General features: G+C 63.2%; 25 protein-coding genes. 10 read left to right on the top strand and 15 right to left on the bottom strand.

The window, feature by feature from the left end; translation table 11 throughout:
* Positions 1 to 555: a molybdenum cofactor biosynthesis protein B gene (moaB, locus tag EB233_RS25015; RefSeq protein WP_064989488.1), complete on the top strand. Its 555-nt coding sequence runs from the start codon at positions 1 to 3 to the stop codon at positions 553 to 555.
* 142 nt (positions 556 to 697) lie between these two features.
* The gene (locus tag EB233_RS25020) at positions 698 to 1,117 is read left to right on the top strand and encodes a GFA family protein (RefSeq protein WP_064989487.1); all 420 of its coding nucleotides are present in this window, start codon (positions 698 to 700) and stop codon (positions 1,115 to 1,117) included.
* A 4-nt stretch (positions 1,118 to 1,121) separates the two neighbouring features.
* Here EB233_RS25020 and EB233_RS25025 read toward each other — a convergent pair whose 3' ends face one another.
* On the bottom strand, positions 1,122 to 2,096 hold the full coding sequence (locus EB233_RS25025) for a hypothetical protein (RefSeq protein WP_064989515.1): 975 nt from the start codon (positions 2,094 to 2,096) through the stop codon (positions 1,122 to 1,124).
* 146 nt (positions 2,097 to 2,242) lie between these two features.
* A complete protein-coding gene (locus EB233_RS25030; protein ID WP_064989486.1) occupies positions 2,243 to 2,770 on the bottom strand; it encodes a glycosyltransferase family 2 protein in 528 nt (175 codons plus the stop codon).
* A 150-nt stretch (positions 2,771 to 2,920) separates the two neighbouring features.
* Between EB233_RS25030 and EB233_RS25035 the strand changes: the two genes are divergently transcribed.
* Both EB233_RS25035 and EB233_RS25040 read left to right on the top strand, forming a co-directional pair.
* Positions 2,921 to 4,075, top strand: a complete 1,155-nt coding sequence (locus EB233_RS25035) for a PA0069 family radical SAM protein (RefSeq protein WP_064989514.1) — start codon at positions 2,921 to 2,923, stop codon at positions 4,073 to 4,075.
* 154 nt (positions 4,076 to 4,229) lie between these two features.
* A complete protein-coding gene (locus tag EB233_RS25040; RefSeq protein ID WP_064989485.1) occupies positions 4,230 to 4,925 on the top strand; it encodes a ribonuclease HII in 696 nt (231 codons plus the stop codon).
* 143 nt (positions 4,926 to 5,068) lie between these two features.
* On the opposite strand, the gene EB233_RS25045 is transcribed toward EB233_RS25040, so the two are convergent.
* The 7 genes from EB233_RS25045 to EB233_RS25075 form a co-directional block, all read right to left on the bottom strand.
* Entirely contained in the window at positions 5,069 to 5,560 is a 492-nt protein-coding gene (locus EB233_RS25045) for a F0F1 ATP synthase subunit B (RefSeq protein ID WP_064989484.1), read from the bottom strand.
* Between the two features lie 10 nt (positions 5,561 to 5,570).
* Entirely contained in the window at positions 5,571 to 6,155 is a 585-nt protein-coding gene (locus EB233_RS25050) for a F0F1 ATP synthase subunit B (protein WP_064989483.1), read from the bottom strand.
* A gap of 62 nt (positions 6,156 to 6,217) precedes the next feature.
* Positions 6,218 to 6,442, bottom strand: coding sequence for a F0F1 ATP synthase subunit C (locus tag EB233_RS25055; RefSeq protein WP_010914827.1), 225 nt, complete (start codon positions 6,440 to 6,442; stop codon positions 6,218 to 6,220).
* A 61-nt stretch (positions 6,443 to 6,503) separates the two neighbouring features.
* Positions 6,504 to 7,262, bottom strand: a complete 759-nt coding sequence (locus EB233_RS25060) for a F0F1 ATP synthase subunit A (RefSeq protein ID WP_064989482.1) — start codon at positions 7,260 to 7,262, stop codon at positions 6,504 to 6,506.
* A gap of 57 nt (positions 7,263 to 7,319) precedes the next feature.
* Positions 7,320 to 7,727 (bottom strand): AtpZ/AtpI family protein, encoded by a 408-nt coding sequence (locus EB233_RS25065; protein WP_064989481.1) that lies wholly within the window; start codon positions 7,725 to 7,727, stop codon positions 7,320 to 7,322.
* Between the two features lie 256 nt (positions 7,728 to 7,983).
* Complete coding sequence (locus EB233_RS25070; RefSeq protein ID WP_064989480.1) at positions 7,984 to 9,168, bottom strand: cell wall hydrolase; 1,185 nt, start codon at positions 9,166 to 9,168, stop codon at positions 7,984 to 7,986.
* Between the two features lie 145 nt (positions 9,169 to 9,313).
* The gene (locus EB233_RS25075) at positions 9,314 to 10,606 is read right to left on the bottom strand and encodes an MFS transporter (RefSeq protein ID WP_064989479.1); all 1,293 of its coding nucleotides are present in this window, start codon (positions 10,604 to 10,606) and stop codon (positions 9,314 to 9,316) included.
* A 119-nt stretch (positions 10,607 to 10,725) separates the two neighbouring features.
* Here EB233_RS25075 and EB233_RS25080 point away from each other — a divergent pair, with 119 nt between their 5' ends.
* Positions 10,726 to 11,643, top strand: coding sequence for a LysR substrate-binding domain-containing protein (locus EB233_RS25080; protein WP_064989478.1), 918 nt, complete (start codon positions 10,726 to 10,728; stop codon positions 11,641 to 11,643).
* 18 nt (positions 11,644 to 11,661) lie between these two features.
* Here EB233_RS25080 and der read toward each other — a convergent pair whose 3' ends face one another.
* Both der and EB233_RS25090 read right to left on the bottom strand, forming a co-directional pair.
* Positions 11,662 to 13,101 (bottom strand): ribosome biogenesis GTPase Der, encoded by a 1,440-nt coding sequence (gene der, locus EB233_RS25085; RefSeq protein WP_064989477.1) that lies wholly within the window; start codon positions 13,099 to 13,101, stop codon positions 11,662 to 11,664.
* A gap of 63 nt (positions 13,102 to 13,164) precedes the next feature.
* Entirely contained in the window at positions 13,165 to 13,830 is a 666-nt protein-coding gene (locus EB233_RS25090) for a tetratricopeptide repeat protein (protein ID WP_064989476.1), read from the bottom strand.
* A 215-nt stretch (positions 13,831 to 14,045) separates the two neighbouring features.
* Here EB233_RS25090 and EB233_RS25095 point away from each other — a divergent pair, with 215 nt between their 5' ends.
* A complete protein-coding gene (locus EB233_RS25095; protein ID WP_064989475.1) occupies positions 14,046 to 15,047 on the top strand; it encodes a polysaccharide deacetylase family protein in 1,002 nt (333 codons plus the stop codon).
* A gap of 36 nt (positions 15,048 to 15,083) precedes the next feature.
* Here the strand turns inward: EB233_RS25095 and sbmA are convergent, their stop codons facing one another.
* The 3 genes from sbmA to EB233_RS25110 form a co-directional block, all read right to left on the bottom strand.
* Entirely contained in the window at positions 15,084 to 16,343 is a 1,260-nt protein-coding gene (sbmA, locus tag EB233_RS25100; protein ID WP_027055751.1) for a peptide antibiotic transporter SbmA, read from the bottom strand.
* 114 nt (positions 16,344 to 16,457) lie between these two features.
* Positions 16,458 to 17,615, bottom strand: a complete 1,158-nt coding sequence (locus EB233_RS25105; RefSeq protein WP_064989474.1) for a YbfB/YjiJ family MFS transporter — start codon at positions 17,613 to 17,615, stop codon at positions 16,458 to 16,460.
* A gap of 118 nt (positions 17,616 to 17,733) precedes the next feature.
* The gene (locus EB233_RS25110) at positions 17,734 to 18,078 is read right to left on the bottom strand and encodes a hypothetical protein (RefSeq protein WP_343064832.1); all 345 of its coding nucleotides are present in this window, start codon (positions 18,076 to 18,078) and stop codon (positions 17,734 to 17,736) included.
* On the opposite strand from EB233_RS25110, the gene EB233_RS25115 reads away from it, so the two are divergent.
* The 3 genes from EB233_RS25115 to EB233_RS25125 are packed head-to-tail and all read left to right on the top strand — an operon-like array spanning position 18,055 to position 20,677.
* Positions 18,055 to 19,047, top strand: coding sequence for a LysR substrate-binding domain-containing protein (locus EB233_RS25115; protein ID WP_064989472.1), 993 nt, complete (start codon positions 18,055 to 18,057; stop codon positions 19,045 to 19,047). The genes EB233_RS25110 and EB233_RS25115 overlap by 24 nt on opposite strands.
* Complete coding sequence (locus EB233_RS25120; RefSeq protein ID WP_064989471.1) at positions 19,044 to 20,300, top strand: aminopeptidase; 1,257 nt, start codon at positions 19,044 to 19,046, stop codon at positions 20,298 to 20,300. The genes EB233_RS25115 and EB233_RS25120 overlap by 4 nt, the downstream gene beginning before the upstream one ends.
* Before the next feature lie 23 nt (positions 20,301 to 20,323).
* Entirely contained in the window at positions 20,324 to 20,677 is a 354-nt protein-coding gene (locus tag EB233_RS25125) for a DUF488 domain-containing protein (protein ID WP_081294067.1), read from the top strand.
* A gap of 216 nt (positions 20,678 to 20,893) precedes the next feature.
* On the opposite strand, the gene EB233_RS25130 is transcribed toward EB233_RS25125, so the two are convergent.
* Positions 20,894 to 21,241, bottom strand: a complete 348-nt coding sequence (locus EB233_RS25130) for an ArsC family reductase (protein ID WP_064989470.1) — start codon at positions 21,239 to 21,241, stop codon at positions 20,894 to 20,896.
* 160 nt (positions 21,242 to 21,401) lie between these two features.
* Here EB233_RS25130 and EB233_RS25135 point away from each other — a divergent pair, with 160 nt between their 5' ends.
* Positions 21,402 to 21,950 carry a dihydrofolate reductase family protein gene (locus EB233_RS25135; RefSeq protein ID WP_064989469.1) on the top strand — a complete coding sequence of 183 codons (549 nt, stop codon included), beginning with the start codon at positions 21,402 to 21,404 and terminating at the stop codon, positions 21,948 to 21,950.
* The last annotated feature ends 13 nt before the right edge of the window (positions 21,951 to 21,963 follow it).

Below are 21,963 nucleotides of genomic sequence, written 5' to 3' on the forward strand. Positions count from 1 at the left end.
GTGGCTGGGATCAGCGAGAGCCGTTCGTTCATTCCCGTGCGCATCGCGGTTTTGACGGTTTCCGACACCCGCAGCCTTGCCGACGACAAATCCGGCCAGACGCTGGCCGACCGCATCACCGAGGCCGGCCACATCCTGGCCGCCCGCGATATCGTCATCGATGACCGCGACAAGATCCGCGACACGGTCCTGGCGTGGTCGCGCGACAAGACCATCGATGTCGTCATCACCACCGGCGGCACCGGATTCACCGGTCGCGACGTGACGCCGGAGGCGCTGGAGCCGATCTTCGAAAAGCGCATGGACGGCTTTTCGGAAGTGTTCCACCGCATTTCCTACGACAAGATCGGCACCTCGACGATCCAGAGCCGGGCTACCGGAGGTGTCGTCAACGCCACTTTCGTCTTCGTGCTGCCGGGTTCGCCCGGTGCCTGCAAGGACGCCTGGGACGGGATCCTCAAGGCGCAGCTCGACTATCGCCACATGCCCTGCAACTTCGTCGAGATCATGCCGCGCCTGGACGAACATCTGCGGCGCGGCAAGTCGGCTCCGTAGCACCGAAGCTGAAGCCCCCGTTCCACACCGCGTTTGCCAGGCAAAACGGCGCCTTTGCCTTCGAAAGGCCATTCCAAACCGCGTGCCGGCGAACGTACTTTCTCGTGGAGAGGCAACAGCCTATCCCGACAAGGACGATGCGATGAACGAGCATGGCGGCGGATGCCATTGCGGCAACATACGCCTTCGATTTTCAACAGAACTCGATCCTTCGCAGATCGAAGTCCGCGCCTGCCAATGCGACTTCTGCATCAAACACGGCTCGCGCGCCATCGCCGATCCGGATGGCAGGCTGATCGTCGCGGTCGAGGACGAAGCCCGATTGCACAGATACCGGTTCGGGTTGCGCACGGCCGACTATTTGATCTGCCGTGACTGCGGCGTCTATGTCGCGGCGGTCACCAGCGATGACAGGAAGCCAAGGGCAATCGTCATCGTCAATGCGCTGGACGACCGGTCGCTGTTCGTCTGCGAACCGGTCGCCGTGGACTATGATGCCGAGAGCCGGGAAGGCCGTGTTGCCCGGCGACGGGCGCGCTGGATGCCGGTGAAAATTCTCTAGGCCTTCAACGGATGACCGGCTCGCCGTGAAAACGCCGGCGCGAGGGGCGCGAAACGCCGAAGCCGACTTCCATCATCAGCCGCGGCGTGCGCGCCGGCACTGTGCCCATGTGGAAACCAAAGGGGTCCTCGACGAAGCCGAGGCCCGCTTCGCCGGTCAGCGTCACCGGGCTTTGCTCGCCATAGACGTCCAGCACCTCCTGGGCGGGATGGCCGACCAGCAAGGTGAGCTGGTGCTTTATGGCCCGCTTGTTGTGGCTGCCCCTGACATAGACATGCGGACCGGTGTCGGCGTCGACGGGCTTGAGGTAGAAGAAGAATTTCAGCATGCGCCAGTCGTCGAGGTCGAAGTGATACTTGCCCAGCGAGGCGAGGTTCTTGTCGGCGTCGGAGGCTTCGCCGGTTGGAAAGCTCCACCACACGCGCGTCGTGATCAGTTTCGCCTGAGCTCCGAGATAGTGCGCGGCAATGTCGAGAAGCAGCGGATCGCGCTGTATGGCTGTTGCCGCCGGGCAATCGAGGATGCGTTCGAAATAGTGCCCGCTGAGCAGCGAGCGGTCCAAGCGTTTCTCGGCCTGGGCATGCTCGCCCGGCATGAATTCGAGACGGCGGTCGAAATTGCCGAAGCAAGGCGTGCGCCCGGCGAAATCCGAGATCTCCTGATGAACCTCCGGCGGTAGGACAAGGCCTGAAAACAGGCCGTCGGACCGCAGCGCGTCGACCACCGCCGCCCGCTCGACGCCCGAAAACATCGTGTCCCCGACATTGTCGTCAGGATGGGCGCGTTTTGCGCCCAGCCAATGCATCCGGCGCCCAGCCATGGTGCGCGCCAGCATGAACATCGGCAGCCAGGCGGGGTTTTCGCGCAGGTCCGTAAGATAGGTCGGGATGCGCACCGCGATGCGCCGCAACAGGCTGCCATTGCGCGCAATGGCCTCGAGACTGGCGGCGCCGGATTTGTCTGGGGTTGAAAGGTTCATCGGGTCCTCGTTCATGAGGATGACACCCGATGCCGCATCGGTGTTCACCACTCGTATGACCCAAACCCACTTCACCCGCCTCGGAGGAAGGCTAACCCCGCGTCAGGTTTTGTGCAATGCACAATGGACAGAGCAGATGCAAAAAATCACTTCGGCGCCCGGTGCTGCTGCTTCGGCGGCGCCACCCAGATCTCGGCGTCGAGCTTCTTTGTCGCCAGGCCGCGTGCCAGGGCCTCGGCGCTGCCGGCGCTCTTCGACAAGGAAGCGGCTTGCCGCTTGCTGATCACCAGCCCGTCGGCGAGCGCCCGGTTTCCCGAAAAGACCCGCGCCAGGAACGGCATGCGGCTGCCGCGTGCACGCGAAAACCGCGCCGCCATGGTTTGCCTGGCGGTGTGGGCAACGACCGCTTCGATCCAGCCCTCCACGAGCCGCGCGCCCGGCTCCATGAGCAACAGCCAGTCACCCTTGGCCTGCCGGATCCCGGCGGCGACACCGCCGCTCGCCACATAGTGGCACCCGGCATGCTCGGCGACATGATGCGTCTGGTCTGTGGAGCCGGTATCGCAGACGACGACCTCGCGCACCACGCCCTCGACCGCGCCGCCGATCAGCGAGGCGAGCGTGCGGGCGAGAGCCTCCTCGTCATTGCGCGTTTCGATGAGAACACTGAGCATGTTTAGCCGAATAGCGGAAAGCCGCGCACAGCGCCAGTTTTTGCGGCGCGGCATAAAAAGTTCTTGCTTTGTTCTCACTGAAGAAATAGGAATAATTTCATGAACAGAACGATTCGACACAACATGGACAGTCCCTGGGAGCGGGCCAAGATGGAACCGATCGCGCGTGCCGACATTGCAGCCTTTGGGGCAGGACGAGCCGAAATGGCCAATGCGATGATCGAGCAGAGTGGCATGCGTATCCGTCCGGACCGCAATCGCGGCCGCTCGGCGGGCATCAATCCGTCAGGCCGGTTCGAACCTGTCAGCCGGCATGTCTTCGACGATGGCTGGAGTTCGCTGGAGGAACTGCCGCCGTTCAAGACAGAGGTGCAGGTGGAAAAGCCTCGCACCATCATCACCCGCAATGAATCGCCCGACATTTCCTTCGACCGGTCGATCAACCCCTATCGCGGCTGCGAGCATGGCTGTGTCTATTGCTTCGCGCGGCCGACGCACGCCTTCATGGGCCTGTCGCCGGGGTTGGACTTCGAATCCAAGCTGTTCGCCAAGCCAGATGCGGCGCGGCTGCTCGACAAGGAGCTGTCGAAGGACGGCTACCAGCCGCGCACCATCGCCATCGGCACCAACACCGATCCCTACCAGCCGATCGAGAAACAGTACCGGATCATGCGCGAGATCCTCGAAGTGCTGGAAGCGCGCGGCCATCCGGTCGGCATCGTCACCAAATCCGCCCTGGTGACGCGCGACATCGACATATTGTCACGCATGGCCGAACGCGGGCTCGCCAAGGTGGCATTGTCGGTGACGACAATGGACCGCATGCTGGCCAGGACGATGGAACCCCGCGCGTCGACGCCGACCAAGCGGCTCGAAGCGATCCGGCAGCTTTCGGATGCCGGCATTCCGGCTTCGGTCATGGTGGCGCCGATCATCCCCGGCCTTACCGACCAGGAGATGGAACGGATCCTCGATTCGGCGCGCGCCGCCGGAGCGCGCGAGGCGGGCTATGTCGTGCTGCGTCTGCCGCTCGAGGTCAGCCCGATCTTCAAGGACTGGCTGCTGCGCCATTATCCCGACCGCTACCGCCATGTCATGTCGCTGATTCGCTCGATGCGCGACGGCAAGGACTACGATTCGGAATGGGGCAAGCGGATGAAGGGTGCGGGACCCTACGCCTGGCAGATCGGCCGCCGCTTCGAGATCACCGCCAAGCGGCTCGGCCTCAATGCCGAACGGCGTACGCTGCGCACCGACCAGTTCGTCGCGGCCGGCAAAGACCAAGAGCAGCTGATGCTGCTCTGAAGAGACCAATCGCTGCCGGCGGTCTCGCCGCGGCAACAGCAAAGAATCCCGTCCGGCCTGCCCCGGCCTGCAGACGGTGCCCTCCCGGTCCGGCGCCCCACCCGACCCGGAGGGACTTGCGGAGAATCGGAGCCGGTGCGAACCTCGCCGCAACATGGCTCGCGCGCGTTCCGATTCTCCGCTTCTCTTCGAAATCGTCGAGAAACCCGATTTCTCCTTCGAGACGAAGGCGATGGCCGATGGTCTGTGGCCAGTGGCCGGGATGGACGAGGCCGGCCGCGGGCCGCTGGCCGGGCCGGTGGTCGCGGCAGCAGTGGTGCTCGACCCTGCCAACATTCCCGAGGGTCTCGACGATTCCAAACGGCTCAGTCATTTGCAGCGCGAGGCGCTCTTCCTGCGCATCCTCGGCTCGGCGCAGGCGGTTTCGATGGCCTCGATCAGCGCCGAAGGCATCGACGGCAGCAATATCCTCAAGGCCAGTCTCGAGGCGATGCGGCGCGCCCTGGTCGGGCTGTCCGTGCGGCCGAAGCTTGCCCTTGCCGACGGACGCGACGTTCCGCCTGGATTGCCCTGCGACGGCCGTGCGCTGATCAAGGGCGACCAGCGTTCGCAGTCGATCGCCGCCGCCTCGATCGTGGCGAAGGTGATGCGCGACCGCATGATGTGCGGCTGCGGCAACCACCACGACCGCTATGGCTTCGAGGTCCATATGGGCTATGCCACGGCTCGCCATCGCACCGCGATCGAGGTGCATGGCCCGGTCGCGCGCCTGCACCGCGTGTCGTTCGCGCCGTTCAGGCTGGGCGGGGCAGAGATGGCGGAAGAAGAGAGCCTGGCCGGGCTGGACTGAGCCGAAGAGTATTTCCTCTCGGTAATTAGCGAGAGCGTCGGTGATCTCCCTCACAAAGGGGAGATCGGCGGCTTCAGTGGACCGCCCAACAAAAAAGCCGCCACGTTGCCCGGGCGGCTTCTGATTTCCTCGATGCTCTCGGCTCAGTTCAGCTTGGCCCTCACATCCGCGAGCGAAGCCTTGAACAGGTCTGCTCCGGCCTTGGCATCTATCTTGGCGGCCAGCAGCGCGCGGGCGGCCTCGACAGCGATGTCAGCGGCACTGGCGCGCACCTCGGCAACCGCATCGCGTTCGGCCTGACCGATCTTCTGTTCGGCCAATGCGGTACGCCGGGCCACATAGTCTTCGGTCTTCTTGTGCGCTTCGGCGGCGAGCAGTTCGGCCTCGCGCTTGGCGGCGGCAACGATTTCGGCAGCCTCCTGCTCGGCTTCCTTGCGCTTCTTCTTGTACTGGCCGAGCAGTTGCTGGGCCTCGTCGCGCAGCTTGCGTGCCTCGTCGAGTTCACTGCTGATCCTGGCGGCGCGGGTATCGAGCGCCTTGGCGATCAGCCCAGGCACCTTGATGTAGATGGCGACGCCCAGGAAGATGATCAGGGCTATCGTTGCCCAGAGCGTTGCGAGAGATGTAGCGTCCATGATGCGCTCCTCACCGGGCCACGGATTTGACCGCGGCCGCGATCTCGGCCTTGCTGGCCTTGCCGCCGCCGACCAGTGCCTCGACGATCGCCGAAGCGGTGTCCTCTGCGATGCTGCCGACTTCCTTCATGGCGTTGGCCTTGATGGAAGAAATGCGCGCCTCGGCCTCGCCGAGCTTCTCGTCGAGCGCGGCCTCGATCTTCTTGCGCGCGGTATCGGCTTCCGTCTTGGCCGCATCGTTTGCCTGCTGGCCGATCGAGTTGGCGTTCTTCTTGGCTTCCGCCAGTTCCTGCTCGTAAGCAGCAACCGCGGCGTCGGCCTCGCCCTTCAACTTCGATGCCTGGTCAAGGTCCTGGTTGATGCGATCGTTACGGACGTCAATGATGCCGCCAATGCGCGGCATCGCTACCTTCTTCAAGAAGAGGTAGAACAGCCCGAAGGTGATAGCCAGCCACAGAAGCTGCGACGGAAACGTCGCCGGATCGAATGGCGGGAACGTGCCGTGCGCTTCGGCAGGCACGCCTGTGCCGGAATGCGTTTCGCCTCCCGTCACCGAGGGCGCGGTCTCTTCCGCAAAGGCAGATGTCACGAACATCTCATTCCCCTGTCCATAAGGTAAGGTCGCACCATGCGCCCCCCTTCGTCAGCCTGTGTTTCCTACTTGAACACCAGGAGGAGCGCGATCAGGAGCGAGAAGATGCCCAGGGCTTCGGTCACGGCGAAACCGAAGATCAGGCGACCGAACTGGCCATCGGCAGCCGACGGATTGCGCAGCGCGCCAGAGAGATAGCTGCCGAAGATGTTGCCCAGGCCAATGCCCGCGCCACCCATGCCCAGGCAAGCGATACCGGCGCCGATCGCAGCTGCTGCATTTACTTCCATGTCAAACTCCTTGTGGTTCCGTTGTTGCAGATTTGTGGTTGGCGTCATGCGCCGGTGAGATTTAGTGGCTGGGGTGCAGGGCGTCGTTGAGATACATGCAGGTCAAAACCGCAAAGACGTAGGCCTGCAGGAAGGCGACGAGCAGCTCCAGTGCCGTCAGCGCAACCGCCATTGCCAGCGGCAGGATCGAGCCCGCCACGCCAACCGCACCGAGCGCGGAGAGGCTAACGACGAAGCCCGAAAACACCTTCAGCGTGATGTGGCCGGCCAACATGTTGGCGAACAGACGAACCGAGAGGCTGATCGGGCGCGAGACGAAGGAAATGACTTCGATCGGAACGACAAGCACCATCATCACGAGAGGCACGCCTTTCGGCACGAACAGCTTCAGGAAGCCAAGCCCATGCTTCATGAAGCCGTAGACGATGACGGTGCCAATCACCAGGATAGCCAGACCGAAGGTGACGATGATGTGGCTGGTGACGGTGAAGAAGTAAGGGAACAGGCCGAGCAGGTTGGCGACCAGCACGAACATGAACAGCGAAAACACAAGAGGGAAGAACTTCATGCCCTGCGTGCCTGCTGCATCGCGCAACATGTTTGCGACAAATTCGTAGGCCATCTCGGAGACCGACTGCATCCGGCCGGGAACCAGGCTGCGGCTCGACGTGGTGAGATAGAGGAAAGCCGCCGCGACGATCACCGTCGCGACCATGAACAGTGCCGAATTTGTGAAGGACAGATCGTAGCCGCCGATTTTAATCGGAACCAGCTTGATGATATGGAACTGGTGGATCGGATCGACCTTGTCAGCTGCCACGTTCTAACCCCGTCAATGCCGCGTACGGCCAAATTACCATTGCCGCCTGAAGGGCGGTCACTTGCTGTCGTCCCGGTCAGAGCGCGATGTGTTGCCCTGTCCGAATTCTGCCACAACGCCCGCGGAACGCATGACATTGAGCACGCCGGCGCCGAAACCAAGCAGCAGGAAAACGATCAGACCCCATGGCGATGTCCCAGCCATACGGTCGATGATCCAGCCGATGCCAGCGCCCACCACCACGCCAGCGATAAATTCACTGGAGAGTTTGACCGCCTGGCCATATCCGGCCGCACTGCCCGCTTTCGCGTCGTCTTTCCCCTCGAGCCGGTTCGGCAGCCTTGTCGCAAGTGATGCTTCAAGTTCACGCCGACGTCGCTCAAGATCGTCGTCGCGGATGCCGGTTTCATGCTGATTGCCGCGGCCGGTTTCTCCGGTTCCGTCTGGCCCATTCTTGTCGGCCATCGCAACCCCCCTGCCCGGTCAGACCGTCACCGTCCGTCCGCTTCTAAAGTCGCCGGCAACATAGTTAGAGGGTTTGCGCCCGTCAAGCCACGGGCGGAAGTTCATTGCCATGTATTTTACGCAATGAAATCAACGAATTAGAGAGGTGCGACATCGTGCCCGCCGCGAGGATGGGGATGCGCCGCGCGAATCCCCCAGGCAATGGCTCCCCGATCAGCCGCGCGGGCGCGAGAAAAGATCGGCGACTGACGGCCGCTCAACTCCAGCCGCCGCCATAGGTGCGGTAGAAGATATGCAGGCCGATCTTGGTCATTTTCTGCATCGTACGTGCCCAACCGGGGTGGACATACTGGGCGTAGTAGTGCGTAGACGATCCGACCTCCGGGATGAAGATCTTGCCGGCGGTGACGGCCATGGCGATGTCCTGCGCGGTCTTGTAGGCGACCGGGCTCTCGATGCGCTTCTTCCTGCCGTCGCAAGCGAAGGAGAACTGGCAGCGGTTGAACCAGCTGTCATTCTGGTAGACGACGCCGCAGATCGAATTCGGATAGGCCGGATTGCGGACGCGGTTGAGAATGACCTGGGCCACGGCGGCCTGTCCACGCACCGATTCACTTCTCGCCTCGAAATAGATGCCGTTGGCCAGGCATGCCTGCTCCTTCTTGGAGAAGACGCTTTCTGGCAGCGGGTTCTGGATCCACCAATGGTCGCCCTTGGCCATCGGCGGAATGAAGCGGCCGCTGTTGGGCTGCTCATCCTGCAGCAGGGCTTCGAAGGGCGAGGCCTTGGCATAGTCCGGCTCGGATTGCGCATAGGCCGTCGCCAGGACATCGGGATGGTCGTTGTTGACCAAAGCGGCAAGCATGGCCGGCACGCCCGGATCCGGCTTCTTGTCTTCACGCGCATGGAATTCCGCGGCGATCTGGATTTCCTTGCCTTTGAGCTGCGGCTTGGCGAAGGCCATTTTCAGGCCGCCATCCATGCTCGGTCGCATCAAGGAGGAAGTGCGCTGGAAGATCGAACCGGCGTTGAAGTTCTTCGGCGGCGCAACAGGAGACACCTGGACGATGCGGCCCTTCTTGTCGGCGCGCACGACGCGATCCTCGTCGGGGGTGGCGCTGACCTTGCCGCCCTTGCCGCGAAACGAGACATTGCCGACGCCCGCCAGGTGAATGCCCGATCCCGAGATCGAACCGGTGACGTCGGAATCGACGAACGGCATCTCGGCGGCATGCACCGAGCCTGCGACGGATCTCTCGACATAGGAATTCCAGCGCGCGGTGGGCGATTCCAAGCCGGACACCAGGCTGGTCATGTCCTGGTAGGCGGCGACGGTCGGGAAGCCGATCCAGATGCCGAGGCCGATGATGAAAGGAGACACAAAATTGCGTTTCTTCTCACCGGCGGCGGCAACAAGCCGCTTCAAGACGCGTCGATGCACGGAACTCTCTCCAGGAACGCTACTGACCCCACTGGAGAGCAAAATGATGCATTAACCTTGATGGGACGTTAACGGGATCGATCGGGTTTTCTCAGTCGGCTCAAGCTGGTGGTTTCGAAGTCGGGCGGTTTTGCGGCAGGAACATTCAGGCCGGCCGCAGGAAGATCGGCCACGCGACCACGGCGCATATGGCGGCCGACAGCCATACGCCGGACCAGGACCACAGGTGCAGCAGTCCGGGAATGGCTACCGGCACCAGGAAGAAGCCGACGAAAACGAAGGTGTTGGCCAGGCTGAGCGCGGTTCCGACATGGCCGGCGCCGGCAAGCGTGGCAAGCTCCGTGTAGGCGACCCCGTGCCAGGCGGACACCGAGACGCCCGCGACGATGAGCACCAAGGGAAGGACCGCGATCAGCAAGGACTGGCCGCCAGGCATGACGGGGCTGGCCAGAACCAGTAGCCAAAGCACGGCGAATGCCAACGCGCTGAGCACGCTGCAAGAACGCAGAAACTGACGCCGGTTGCCGTGGCGGTCGGTGAAACGGCCGCTCCAGACCCGCATGACCATCGCACCGACCTGCACCGCGGCGAGGCTCGCGCTGATCGCCGCCGTCCCCAACCCGGCGAAATCGTGCAGAAACACCGACGCGAAGGTGAGCACCGCCACCTGCGGAAAGCAGAGCAGGCCGATTGCGGTGGCGATGCGCCAGACCTCGATGTTGCGCAGTGGAGCCGGTCCGGCCACAGCGGATGACAGCACGTGGCCCGCCGCCGGCGGTTCATGCAGCCAACGCCAGGCGAACAGCGCGGAGAGCGCGGATGCGCCTGCGAGGAGCCCGAACACGGTGGAGAAGCCGAAGACGAGCGCCAGCGACGGCAGGACAAGCGCGCCGAGGCCGCCGCCAAGCGGTACCGCCGTCTGCCGGATGCTCATGGCGAAGCCGCGCTCATTCTCCCGGAACCAGCCCATGATGGCGCGGCCGCTCGAGCCGTTGACACTGCCGCCGAGCAGTCCCGCAATGAGCAGGCTTGCCGACAGGAGCACGACATCGGGAACGGCCGACCTCGTCGGCACGACGAGCATGGCCATGGCAAGGAGCCATGCGGCCGTCGCGCCAAGTCCCGTCAGGAGCACGCGGCGGTCGCCCCAGCGATCGGTGAGCAGGCCCCATGGCAATTCGCTGAGCGCAACGCCCAAGCCAAGGACGCCGAGCGCGACGCCAAGTTCGGCATTGCTCAACTGATAGCCCTGGCGAAGCACGACCGCCGTTGCCGGTATGCCGGAGAAGGTGGCCGAGAAGCTGGCGTTCGCGGCGACACCGATGCCAAGAACCTTCCAGCGATGACCTGGGCTGAATACCCTTGCGGCGCGGCCGGTGGCCCTGTCTTTCAGGATTTTCTTAGGCTGTTGGTCGGTGCAGTCGACAATGGCGGACATGGCTTCATTCCCGTGGTGGTCCAGTGGCCCGGACCTTGACGGCATCTCTCTAGCGCCATAACTTCATCCTTAAAATCAGGAAGTTTTGGACTATCGATCCTGAAAAACAGGACATTCTTATGCATCGCGTGACATTCGACCTCGACGTTCTGCGCAGTTTCGTCACCGGCATGGAACTGGGCAGCTTCGCCAAGGCCGCCGACCGGCTTGGCCGGTCGACCTCGGCGGTCAGCGCGCAATTGAGGAAACTGGAAGAGCAGGCAGCGACGCCGATCTTTCGCAAAGCCGGGCGCGGCCTGGCCTTGACGGAGGCCGGCGAAACCATGCTCGGTTATGCGCGCCGGCTGCTCGAGCTGAATGACGAGGCGGCGGCGGCGATCCATGATGTCGAGCTGGAAGGCTGGGTGCGGCTCGGCCTGCAGGAGGATTTCGGCGAGGCGGTGCTTCCCGACGTTCTCGGACGCTTCGCCCGCGCCCATCCCAAGGTCAAGATCGAGGCCAGGATCGCGCGCAGCCACGACCTTGCCGAAAGGGTGATGTCAGGCAGCCTCGACATCGCGCTCGCCTGGCACAGCGGACAGACGCTGCCCTACAGCGAGCATGTCGCCGATGTTCCCATGCGCTGGATCGGCCCGGCAAAACGCATCGAGACCAGCCTGCGCGAGGGCGAACCGCTGCCGCTGGTGGCGCTCGAAGCGCCGTGCCTGTTGCGCACGGTGGCGACGGAAACACTCGACCGCGCCGGGCTACCCTGGCGCATGGCCTTCTCCAGCCCGAGCCTTGGCGGCATCTGGGCGGCCGTAGCGGCTGGACTTGGGCTGACGATCCGCACCGATATCGGCCTGCCGGCCAGCGTCAGCGCGATGACGCCCGAGATCGCCGGCCTGCCGGCACTGCCCAAGATGGCACTTTACCTGCATCGCCGGGATGCCGAACCCGAGCCGGTGGCGGCGCGCCTCGCCGATATCTTGCTGGATGCGGCGCGGCAGGCACTGCCGGACAATGCGCGGACCACCAGCTTGCGTGCCGTGGCCTGAGCGGACGAGCGATAGGGGTCAGCCGCGCTTCTTGGCCCGGCCGGCGAATGGGTTGTCGGAGGTGCGCAGCGCGATGCGGATCGGCACGCCCGGCATGTCGAAGGCTTCGCGCAGGCTGTTGGAGAGATAGCGCACATAGGATTGCGGCATCGCTTCCGGCCGTGAGCACTGGACGACAAAACCCGGCGGCCGGGTCTTGGCCTGGGTCACATACTTGACCTTCAACCGGCGCCCGGCAACGGCGGGCGGCGGGTGATGCGCCAATATGGCTTCGAGCCAGCGGTTGAGCTTGCCTGTCGAGACGCGGCTGTTCCAGACCTTGTGGGTCCTCAGCACCGCATCCATCAGCTTATCGAGGCCGCGTCCGGTCTCGGCCGATACCGGCACGGCCTGGATGCCGCGCACCTGCGGCAACAGCCGCTCGGTCTTCTCGCGCAGTTCGGCAAGCAACTCCTGAGGGTTATCGATCAGGTCCCATTTGTTGAAGGCGATCACCGGCGCCCTGCCTTCGCGGATGATCAGGTCGGCGATCTGCAGATCCTGCTTCTCGAAGGGGATGGTGGCGTCGAGCACGATGACGACGATCTCGGCGAAACGGATGGCGCGCAGGCCATCCTGCACCGACATTACTTCGAGCTTTTCGTGGATCCTGGCCTTGCGGCGCATGCCGGCCGTATCGAACAGTTTTATCTGACGGCCGCGCCAGTCCCAGTCGACCGAGATCGAATCGCGGGTGATGCCGGCTTCCGGCCCGGTCAAAAGCCGCTCCTCGCCGATCAGCGCGTTGATCAGCGTCGACTTGCCGGCATTCGGGCGGCCGACGACGGCGATACGCATCGGCTTGGTGTCGTCATAGCCATGCGCATCCTCGGCGTCAGGATCGGCAATATCCTCGCCGATCAGCACCTCGGTGGTGGCGATCTCGTCGTCGTCGCCCTCTTCTTCCTCGCCGAAGGCGCGGGCCTCGCCAAGGGCCGATATCACCGCATCGCGCAGATCGGGCATGCCCTGGCCATGTTCGGCCGAGACCGGGATTGGTTCGCCAAGGCCGAGTTCCCAGGCCTCCAGCATACCGCCCTGGGCGCCCCTGGCCTCGGCCTTGTTGGCGACCAGGACCACCGGCTTGCCGGATTTGCGCACGATTTCGGCAAAGGTCCTGTCGTCCGGCAGCAGGCCGGACTTGGCATCAATGGTGAAGAAGATCAGGTCGGCTTCGCGGATGGCGATCTCGGTCTGCGCGCGCATACGGCCGGGCAAGGTCGAGGCGCCGGCATCCTCGAAACCGGCAGTGTCGATGACGTCGAAATGCAGGTCGTAAAGCTTGGCGGCATGGACGCGGCGGTCACGGGTGACGCCGGGCGTATCGTCGACGAGCGCCAGCTTCCTTCCGACCAGCCGATTGAAAAGAGTCGATTTGCCGACGTTAGGCCGGCCGATGATGGCGACTTTGAAGCTCATGCCGGCCTACAATCATGCATGTCGTTGCCCCAAAGCCGCTGCACACTTTTGGGCGACATGCATTTACGACGCGTTGCCCGAGCCACGGATCAGCTCGGACATCAAGGTCGCCCGCTCGCGGATGTTGCGCGGAGCGCCGTCATCCGAAGCGATCTGGTCGAACAGTTTCAGTGCGTCCTGGGCCTTGCCTTCCTTCCAGGCGGCAAGGCCTAGCGCCTCGCGCGCCGTGTGGCGCAGCGTGTTGGTGTCCGATGTCAGCGCCTCGACGCGGCTGGAGACGTCGGCGAAGGAGCCGTGATCGACGAGCAGCAGCGCGGCCCTGAGCCGTGCCATGTCGCGAATGCCGGCGGGAATGGCCGTGTCGGCGGCGACCGCGTCGAAATCCTTGACGGCGGCATCGGTGTCGCCCTTGCTCGCCTTGACGGTGGCGGCACGCATGCGGGCGAGCAGCGGATAGGCGCCGTAGCCATCCTTCTCCAGCTGATCGAGCGCGGCCAACGCCTCGTCGTTCTTACCATCATTGGCGAGCTTCAAGGCTTGCGAGAAGGCGTCGCCGGAGCGGTTGGCGCGCGTCTCGTCCCAGTAGCGGTAGCCGACGAAGGCGGCGGTGCCGAGCACCACGAGGATCGCGATAGCCAGCAAAGCGGGGCCAAAACGGTCCCATAGCTTCTGCGCCTGCTCGCGGCGCATCTCGTCATTGACTTCACGGATAAAACTGTCGTCGGACATCAATCAAACCATTCCTGCCCCAGGCCGGGGCGGTTCATGAGCCCGCGTTTTAGCGAAATTTTGTCGGCATGGAAGGGGTTCGAACGGAAATTCGCCTATTCTGCGGGGGGTAAACGGATGTTTGCCTCGGGCAAACGGCCCACAAGGCCAATCGCACCCACGCCACATTTCGGAGATAGCCGGCTTGGTGACCGCCGGAGCCTGTAAGTTTGCCTATGCCTTGTTTGTCTCGCGTTGTTGCGTTTTCGTTTGCCTCGCTCGCCGTCACAGGCGTGGCTCTCGCCGACCCACCTGCTCCGCCAACCCAGGCGAAGCCGAAGCAAGTGGTCATCATCTCGTTCGACAGCGCCCGCGACATCTCGCAGTGGAAGCGCAGCCGGGCGCTGGCACAGCGCACCGGCGCGCATTTCACCTATTTTCTGTCCTGCGTTTTCCTGTTGTCGCAGGAGACACGCAAGGAATACACCGCGCCTGGCAAAACGGCTGGCAAATCCAATATCGGCTTTGCAGCTTCAAAGCAGGAAGTGACCGAGCGGCTCGAACAGATCGGCCTTGCCGCGCATGAGGGCCACGACATTGCCAGCCACGCCTGCGGCCATTTCGACGGCAAGGACTGGAGCAAGGCCGACTGGCTGAAGGAATTCGGCTCGTTCAAGCACATTCTCGAGAACGCCTATGCGATCAACGGCATTACGCCCGAACCACAGGGCTGGCGCGATTTCGCGCGGCATGCGGTTGTCGGTTTCCGCGCGCCCTACCTGTCGACGGGCAAGGCGCTTTACGAGGCCTTGCCCGCCGCGGGCTACCGGTTCGACGCCAGCGGCGTTTCACAAGGCCCTGCCCAGCCGCCGACCGCCGGCGGCATCACCCGCTTTTCGCTGCCCCAGATCCCGGAAGGCCCGAACGCGCGGCCGGTGATCGCCATGGACTACAATCTCTACGTCAGACATTCCGGCGGCTTCGAGCGGCCGAGCCAGGCGGAGGAGTTCGCCGACCGCACCTATCAAGCCTTTCGCGCCGCTTTCGACACGCAGTATCGGGGCAAGCGCATCCCGCTGGAACTCGGCTTCCACTTCACGCTGATGAATGACGGCGCCTACTGGAACGCGCTGGAGCGCTTTGCCGGCGAGGTCTGCGTAAAGGCCGACGTCGAATGCATCAGTTTTCGCGACTATGTTTCGCGGCAGGATGCCAAGCAGGCCTCGGTCGGCGGCTGAGCCGCCAACCTCACTCGCATCGATCCCTGAAGGGTCCTAAGCTGGATCTTCGGCGCTCTGCCTTGCCATGTAGCGCTGGTCGATATCGGGCAGCGGCTCGCCGAGCAGCGTGGCCTCGAAGGCGCGCAGGCGCTTGTGGACCGACTGCAACTCGACAATGGTCGACCAGGAAGTGAGCAGGAACTGCAGCGAACCTGTGACCTTGCCGAATGCGTTCGATATCTGGTTCAGGGCACCGAAGGTTATCTTGTGCGCGACCAGCGACGGCCCAAGGATCAGCAGCGAGAAGATATTGTCGGCCTGCAGGTAGGTGTACCGGACGACGTTGAAGTAGATGTAGTGGAAATAGAGCCTGAAATAATTGTGCCGGACATTGGCGAACAGTTCGGCGGTGGTCGCCGGCTGCGCCCTGTCCGCATGATCCTCACCGTAAACCAACTCCTTTCGATAAGCGGCTTCGACGCGTTGGTTGCGGAACTGCAGCCCCGGAAGCTTCAGGCCGGCAATCATCACGGAGATCGTTCCGAACAGGCACCAGGCAAGTGCCGCGACCACCAGCGGCTGCGGGATTGCGCCGACAATCGGCAGTTCGCTGATATGGGCCTGCAATTGGATCATGACCGGCAGGAAGGCTATCAGGGTCATGATCGACTGGACGAAGCTGGAGCCGAGATCCTCCATGATCTGCGAGAACCGCATGGTGTCTTCCTGGATACGCTGGGAGGCGCCCTCGATATGGCGCAGCTTGCTCCAGTTCTCGATGAAATAGTTGTTCATCGCCGTGCGCCAGCGGAAGATCCAGTGGCTGACGATGAAAGCATTGACCACCTGCACATTCATGCCGACCAGCGCCAGCCATGAGAAGTCGGCCAGTCCGGTGTAGAATTCGCCGTTGGTCGATTTTCCGGTCCCCGACATCAGCCCTTGCACATAGTCGAAGAAGGGACCGTACCAGGCGTTGACGGCGACGCTGACCTGCACATTGAAATAGATGAAGAACAGAATGATCGCCGTCATCAGGATCGACCAGCGCTGCCAGGGATGCGGCGAATACCAGCTCCAGAATGCATAGAAGATGGCCACGCAAAGCGCGAAGTAGATGTAGAACCAGATGAACGGCTTCGACACGAGAACGGCGATGCCGATGATCGGCGGCGCGCCGGCTGCCGCGGGCGGGAGGCCAAGGACGGCGCCCAATTGCTCGCCGCCGAAAAACCAGAACAGGATCGCCGCAAGGCTCCAGATGGCGGCCGAAGAGAAAAACAGCTTCGGCTGCGGAAAGAAGGATACGAACACTGTGGCGAATTCCTCACTCGATGGGCAAATCAGCGGACTGCGACGGGCATAAAGTCACACATTAGGGGGAAAGCAAATGCCTGCCGGATGCCCAGTGTCGAGCAAGACCACAAATCATGGCGATTTTGGCGCAGCCGACCATGTGATGGCGCCGGAGACCACCAGCATGGCCGCCGCGACGATCGAAGCAAGGAAGAAGTCGCCTGACATCTGCGCCAGAAGGCCGGCGGCGATCGGGCCGATGATCTGGCCAAAGCCGAACGACGCCGTCATCAAGGCAAAGATGCGCCGGGGCGCCCTTGGCGCCTGCTGCCTCGCGGCCTGCAGGCCAAGTGCCGTGATGGCAATGAAGGTGCCGCCGAGCAGCAGACCGCCAAGCAGCGGCCCTGCATGTCCGCCAAGGGCGACGCTGGCGGTGACGCCGATCACTTCGATGATGCACGCCAGAGCATAGGCGGCGTAAAGCCCGACGCGCGTGGCGATCTTCTGCCAGAGCCAGGTCGAGGGAAAGCCGGCAAGACCGGCGGCCAGCCACACCATGGCCTCGAAGACGCGGCTGCCGCCGCCTTGACGGACGATGGCGACCAGGAACGTCGCGGTCACCACATAGCCAAAGCCAAACAGGCCATAGGCAATGATGATCTTCATCAGCGACCGGTCTTTCGGCAGCGCCGGCTCACGGACGGCTTCACCACTGACGAGCGGGCCTTCATTGACCAGCAGCGCCACGACCACAAAGCCGCAAACCGAAATCGCCGCCGACCACAGCCAGCCCGCCGCCCAGCCGGCATGTTCGGTCACCAGCAGCGCCATCATCGCCGCCGAGATTGCGATGCCGAGGCCGACACCGCCAAAATGCCACGCTTGCAGATCGCCGCGGCCGGCGGCGGCGATATGGCTGAAAACGATACTGGCCATGAACACCATGACGAAGGCGCTCGCCAGACCAGCCAGAAAGCGGATGAGGAGAAAGGCGACCATCGTGTCGGTCAGCCCCATCAACGCGGCCAGCACTGTGCTGGCGCCAAGAGCCGCCAGCATCAGCACACGTTCCCGCCTATGCGCCCAGCCGCCCGCCGCGACCAGTGCACCGATGAGGTAGCCGAGATAGTTGGCGGAAGCGATCCACCCGGCATTGGCCGGCGACAGATGGAGTTCCTCCATCATGCCAGGCAGGATCGGGGTGTAGACGAAGCGGCCTATGCCCATGGCGACGGCCATGGCAATCATGCCGGCGAAGGTAAAACGCAGCTCTGTCGAGGCCGATGTCATTGCGGCGCACAATAAATGCGCGAGACGGTGAAACAATCCGCCTTTTGTTGGGCCAGTACAACCGCGAGGCGGCGCGATCGCCTCGACTTTTCCTTAAATGGATGGGTGCGGCGTCCGCTCAGCAGTGTCCGCCGGAACGGTCGCGCAATGAAGCGGTCTCATGTACGGTCCGTCGCGCCGTCAGCCTGAACGGCACATCACCGAGTTCACGCTCCGACATGGTGTCCAGCACGGGATGCGACAGCGGATCGGTAAGCCATGTCTGCATATCGCTCCGCGAACATGGCCCGGACGGCGTGCCGACGGCGAATAGACCCTTCAACGATGACAGCATGCTCAGCATTTCCGGCTCCACGGGTCTCTTTCCCATCGACAAAGTCTGCTGTTCCGGCGCGCCTTTCAATTGAGATTTCAGACGGAACAGTTTAGAAAATCTCAAATGGCCATGCTCAACCGCGTCCATCTCAACGGCCTTCGCGCCGTCGAAACCGTTGCCCGTCTCGGCTCGCTCGCGGCGGCGGCCGGCGAACTCAACGTTTCTGTCAGTGCCGTCAGCCAGCAGATCAGCCGTACCGAGAAGCAGCTCGGCCAGGCGCTGTTCGAGCGCACGGCGAGCGGTTTGGTACTGACCGAGTTCGGCGCCGTTTTCGCGACCCGCCTCGGCGCCGGCTTTCGCGAGCTTGCCCATGCCGTGGCGCTGGCCGACGAAGCGACCCAATGCACATTGGTCGTCTCGGTGGCACCCGCCTTCGCTTCGAAATGGCTACTGCCGCGATTGTCGCGTCACTTCGATAGACATCCCAATGTACTGCTGCGCATCGATGCGTCGGTGCGGCTGGCCAATCTGGATCATTCCGACATCGACATCGCCATCCGGCTCGGCGACGGCAAATGGCCGGGCGGACGATCGGAACTGCTTCTGGCACAGGAGGTTTTTCCGGTCTGTGCCCCAGTGATCGCCAGGAAACTGGGCTCGATCGAGGACCTCGCCCAGACCTGCGCCATCACGGACGAGCGGGCGATGATCAACTGGGAAAGCTGGTTCGCGGCCGCCGGCGTCCCACCGGTCACCTTCCAGAAAGGAGCGCGCTTCACCGACCCGATGCTTTGCCTGGAATCGGCGATCGCCGGCCATGGCGTGATGCTGGGCTGGCAATTGCTGGCGGCGGATGCGCTGGCCGACGGTCGGTTGGTCGCGCCGTTCGGCATCCGCGCCCAGAGCGGGCTCGGCTATTGGCTGGTGACCTCGTCAGCCAAGACGGAAAGCCGCAAGGTCCGGGACTTCAAGACCTGGATCAGGCAAGAGATCGAGGCAACGATGGCGCGGTTCGGATCGGCGACCGCAGGGCCCGCCGGTGCGATCACGGTGGAAAGCACCGTGCCGCCGGTCTATGTAGATCGAGAAATCCAACGACGACAGGCAGGACCATGACCACACATTCGCGCGGCGTTTCCGCAACGATCGACCCGGTGAAGCTCGACAGGCTGGCGGAAGTCGCCATCAAGGTCGGACTGCAATTGCAACCCGGACAGGATCTGGTGCTGACCTCTTCAATCGCGGCCCTGCCGCTGACCAGACGGATCGTCGAGCACGCCTACAAGGCCGGCGCCGGGCTGGTGACGCCGATCTTCAACGATGACGAGATGACGCTGGCGCGCTACCGCTATGGCGCCGACGCGGGTTTCGACCATGCCGCCGGCTGGCTCTATGAAGGCATGGCGAAGGCTTTTTCCAACAATGCGGCACGGCTTGCCGTGCGCGGCGAGGATCCGTCGCTGTTGTCGGCACAGGATCCGGCGAAAGTGGCGCGCGCCAACAAGGCGAATTCGATGGCCTACCAGCCGGCGCTGGAAAAGATCACCGGCTTCGACATCAACTGGAACATAGTCGCCTATCCGGACCTCGCCTGGGCCAGGCAGGTCTTTCCCGGCGATGCCGACGATGTCGCGGTGGTCAAGCTCGCCGACGCCATCTTCGCGGCGTCACGGGTCGACGTGGAAGACCCCATCGCAAACTGGACGGCGCACAATGCAGCGCTCAGAGGCCGCACCGAATGGCTGAACGGCCATAACTTCCACACCCTGCATTTCACCGGACCGGGCACCGACCTGACGGTCGGGCTGGCGGATGGCCATGAATGGATGGGCGGCGCGTCGACCGCCAAGAACGGCATCACGTGCAATCCCAACATTCCGACCGAGGAGGTCTTTACCACACCGCATGCCAGGCGCGTCGAGGGCCATGTCTCCTCGACCAAGCCGCTCTCCTACCAGGGCACGCTGATCGACGAGATCTCGGTGCGTTTCCAGGACGGGCGCATCGTCGAGGCTAAAGCTTCGAAGGGTGAGGATGTCTTGAAGAAAGTGCTCGACACCGATGAGGGCGCGCGCCGTCTCGGCGAAGTGGCTTTGGTGCCGCATTCCTCGCCGATCTCGGCCAGCGGCCTGCTGTTCTTCAACACGCTGTTCGACGAAAACGCCGCCTGCCACATCGCGCTCGGCCAGTGCTATTCGAAATGCTTCGTCGATGGCGCCTCGCTCAGCCAGGACGAGATCGCGGCGCGCGGCGGCAACAAGAGTTTTATCCACATCGACTGGATGATCGGCTCGGACAAGATCGACATAGACGGCGTCCACAAGGACGGCGGCCGCGTCCCGGTGATGCGCAAGGGCGAGTGGGCCTGAGGGCAGGCTTGCGGGAGGGTCCGGTGGCCTTCGACCTCATGGTGAAACGGATTTACGAGCAACCCGCAGCCGATGACGGGCAGCGGATTCTGGTCGACCGCATCTGGCCGCGCGGCATCAGCAAACAAGATGCCGCGCTGACGCTGTGGCTGAAGGAGATCGCGCCGAGCGATGATTTACGCAAGTGGTTCGGACATGTACCGGCGCGTTGGGCGGAATTTCAGGAGCGGTACGGGGCCGAACTGGATGGCAACGGTGAGGCGGTTGCGCAGCTTCGTGCCCTCCTCGGCAAAGGTCGGGTGACGCTCCTCTATGGCGCGCATAATGAGGCGCACAACAATGCGGTGGCGTTGGCGGGGTATCTGAGAGGACAGTAACCTATCCTTCGTCATCCTCGGGCTTGACCCGAGGATCCATGCCGCGGCCTAAGCCGGGGGACGCTGTGGAGCAGAATTCTGGACCGTAGTGGCGCTCCGGAGTCCCGGCATGGATCCCTTGGGCTGCGGAGCAGCTCCAGGAGTCAGCTCCGCGTCGCTTCGCTCCTTGCTTCGCCATAGGATGACGACTGGATAGGGTGCGGCGCCTGCCGGGCCCTACTTCACAGCCTGCTCATAAACCTCCGGCTTGAAGCCAACCAGAACCTGATCGCCGACCTCCAGCACCGGCCGCTTGACCATCGTCGGCTTGGCGAGCATCAGCGCCTTGGCCTTCTTCTCATCAAGGCCTTGCTTGTCCTTGTCGGCCAATTCGCGAAACGTCGTGCTGCCCTTGTTGAGCAGCTTTTCCCAACCGACCTTGCCGGCCCAGCCATCCAGCCGCTTCGCGTCCAACCCCTCCGCGCGAAAATCGTGGAAGCGATAGGCAACGTCGTGACCTTCCAGCCAGACGCGTGCTTTCCTGACCGTGTCGCAGGTGGTGATGCCGTACATGGTGATCGTCACGAATGACCTCGTTCGGATGAAATTTCGAATCTTGCCGAGCCTAGGCTTGCCCTATCCGCATTGCCAGTGTTTCGCGATCGTTCGAATTTGGCCCTTGCCAATACTAAGGTTTTTTCCTAAGTATTTGCTCCAACCAAATCGGATCATGGGTCGAGAAATCATGGGCAAGCTTGTCGTTGCGGAACTCATATCGATCGACGGCGTGTCGGAAGCGCCGGGCGGCGAGCCTGGCTACCGGCACACCAATTGGGTGGGCAAGCGCCACGAGGCAAAGCAGATCGAGCACAAATTCAAGGAAGTGCTCGACCACGAGGCACTGCTGATCGGAAGGGTGACTTATGAAAGCTTCGCTGGCGCCTGGCCGGCCTATAAGGGGCCATTTGCCGACCGCATGAACGGCATGCCGAAATATGTCGTCTCCTCGACACTTAAAGATCCAGCCTGGAACAATACCATCGTTCTACAGGGCGAGCCGATGGCGGCCGTGGCCAGGCTCAAGCAAAGCCTGAAGGGCGGCATTCTCGTCGGCGGCAGCCGCATGCTGGCCAACGCGCTCCGCCGACACGGCCTGGTCGACGAATACCGGCTGATGGTGTTTCCCGTCATCCTGGGCAGCGGCGCCGCATTCTTCGACCGGACCGAGGACGCGACCAATTTGCGGCTCACCGCCACGCACACCTCCCCGAACGGCGCGGTCGAGCTCGTCTAACAGGTGCTGCAGG

This window comes from Mesorhizobium erdmanii (genome assembly GCF_013170725.1).
Taxonomy (GTDB): Bacteria; Pseudomonadota; Alphaproteobacteria; order Rhizobiales; family Rhizobiaceae; genus Mesorhizobium; species Mesorhizobium erdmanii.

Bases quoted from the DNA above. Each gene is read 5' to 3' on its own strand.
- EB233_RS25020 (WP_064989487.1), top strand. From the start codon at position 698: ATGAACGAGCATGGCGGCGGATGCCATTGCGGCAACATACGCCTTCGA.
- EB233_RS25115 (WP_064989472.1), top strand. From the start codon at position 18,055: ATGGCCATGCTCAACCGCGTCCATCTCAACGGCCTTCGCGCCGTCGAA.
- EB233_RS25110 (WP_343064832.1), bottom strand. From the start codon at position 18,078: ATGGACGCGGTTGAGCATGGCCATTTGAGATTTTCTAAACTGTTCCGT.
- EB233_RS25075 (WP_064989479.1), bottom strand. From the start codon at position 10,606: ATGTCCGCCATTGTCGACTGCACCGACCAACAGCCTAAGAAAATCCTG.
- EB233_RS25120 (WP_064989471.1), top strand. From the start codon at position 19,044: ATGACCACACATTCGCGCGGCGTTTCCGCAACGATCGACCCGGTGAAG.
- EB233_RS25040 (WP_064989485.1), top strand. From the start codon at position 4,230: ATGGCTCGCGCGCGTTCCGATTCTCCGCTTCTCTTCGAAATCGTCGAG.
- EB233_RS25035 (WP_064989514.1), top strand. From the start codon at position 2,921: ATGGAACCGATCGCGCGTGCCGACATTGCAGCCTTTGGGGCAGGACGA.
- EB233_RS25095 (WP_064989475.1), top strand. From the start codon at position 14,046: ATGCCTTGTTTGTCTCGCGTTGTTGCGTTTTCGTTTGCCTCGCTCGCC.
- EB233_RS25080 (WP_064989478.1), top strand. From the start codon at position 10,726: ATGCATCGCGTGACATTCGACCTCGACGTTCTGCGCAGTTTCGTCACC.
- EB233_RS25135 (WP_064989469.1), top strand. From the start codon at position 21,402: ATGGGCAAGCTTGTCGTTGCGGAACTCATATCGATCGACGGCGTGTCG.
- EB233_RS25105 (WP_064989474.1), bottom strand. From the start codon at position 17,615: ATGACATCGGCCTCGACAGAGCTGCGTTTTACCTTCGCCGGCATGATT.
- EB233_RS25090 (WP_064989476.1), bottom strand. From the start codon at position 13,830: ATGTCCGACGACAGTTTTATCCGTGAAGTCAATGACGAGATGCGCCGC.
- EB233_RS25050 (WP_064989483.1), bottom strand. From the start codon at position 6,155: ATGTTCGTGACATCTGCCTTTGCGGAAGAGACCGCGCCCTCGGTGACG.
- EB233_RS25055 (WP_010914827.1), bottom strand. From the start codon at position 6,442: ATGGAAGTAAATGCAGCAGCTGCGATCGGCGCCGGTATCGCTTGCCTG.
- EB233_RS25065 (WP_064989481.1), bottom strand. From the start codon at position 7,727: ATGGCCGACAAGAATGGGCCAGACGGAACCGGAGAAACCGGCCGCGGC.
- der (WP_064989477.1), bottom strand. From the start codon at position 13,101: ATGAGCTTCAAAGTCGCCATCATCGGCCGGCCTAACGTCGGCAAATCG.
- EB233_RS25030 (WP_064989486.1), bottom strand. From the start codon at position 2,770: ATGCTCAGTGTTCTCATCGAAACGCGCAATGACGAGGAGGCTCTCGCC.
- EB233_RS25045 (WP_064989484.1), bottom strand. From the start codon at position 5,560: ATGGACGCTACATCTCTCGCAACGCTCTGGGCAACGATAGCCCTGATC.
- EB233_RS25025 (WP_064989515.1), bottom strand. From the start codon at position 2,096: ATGAACCTTTCAACCCCAGACAAATCCGGCGCCGCCAGTCTCGAGGCC.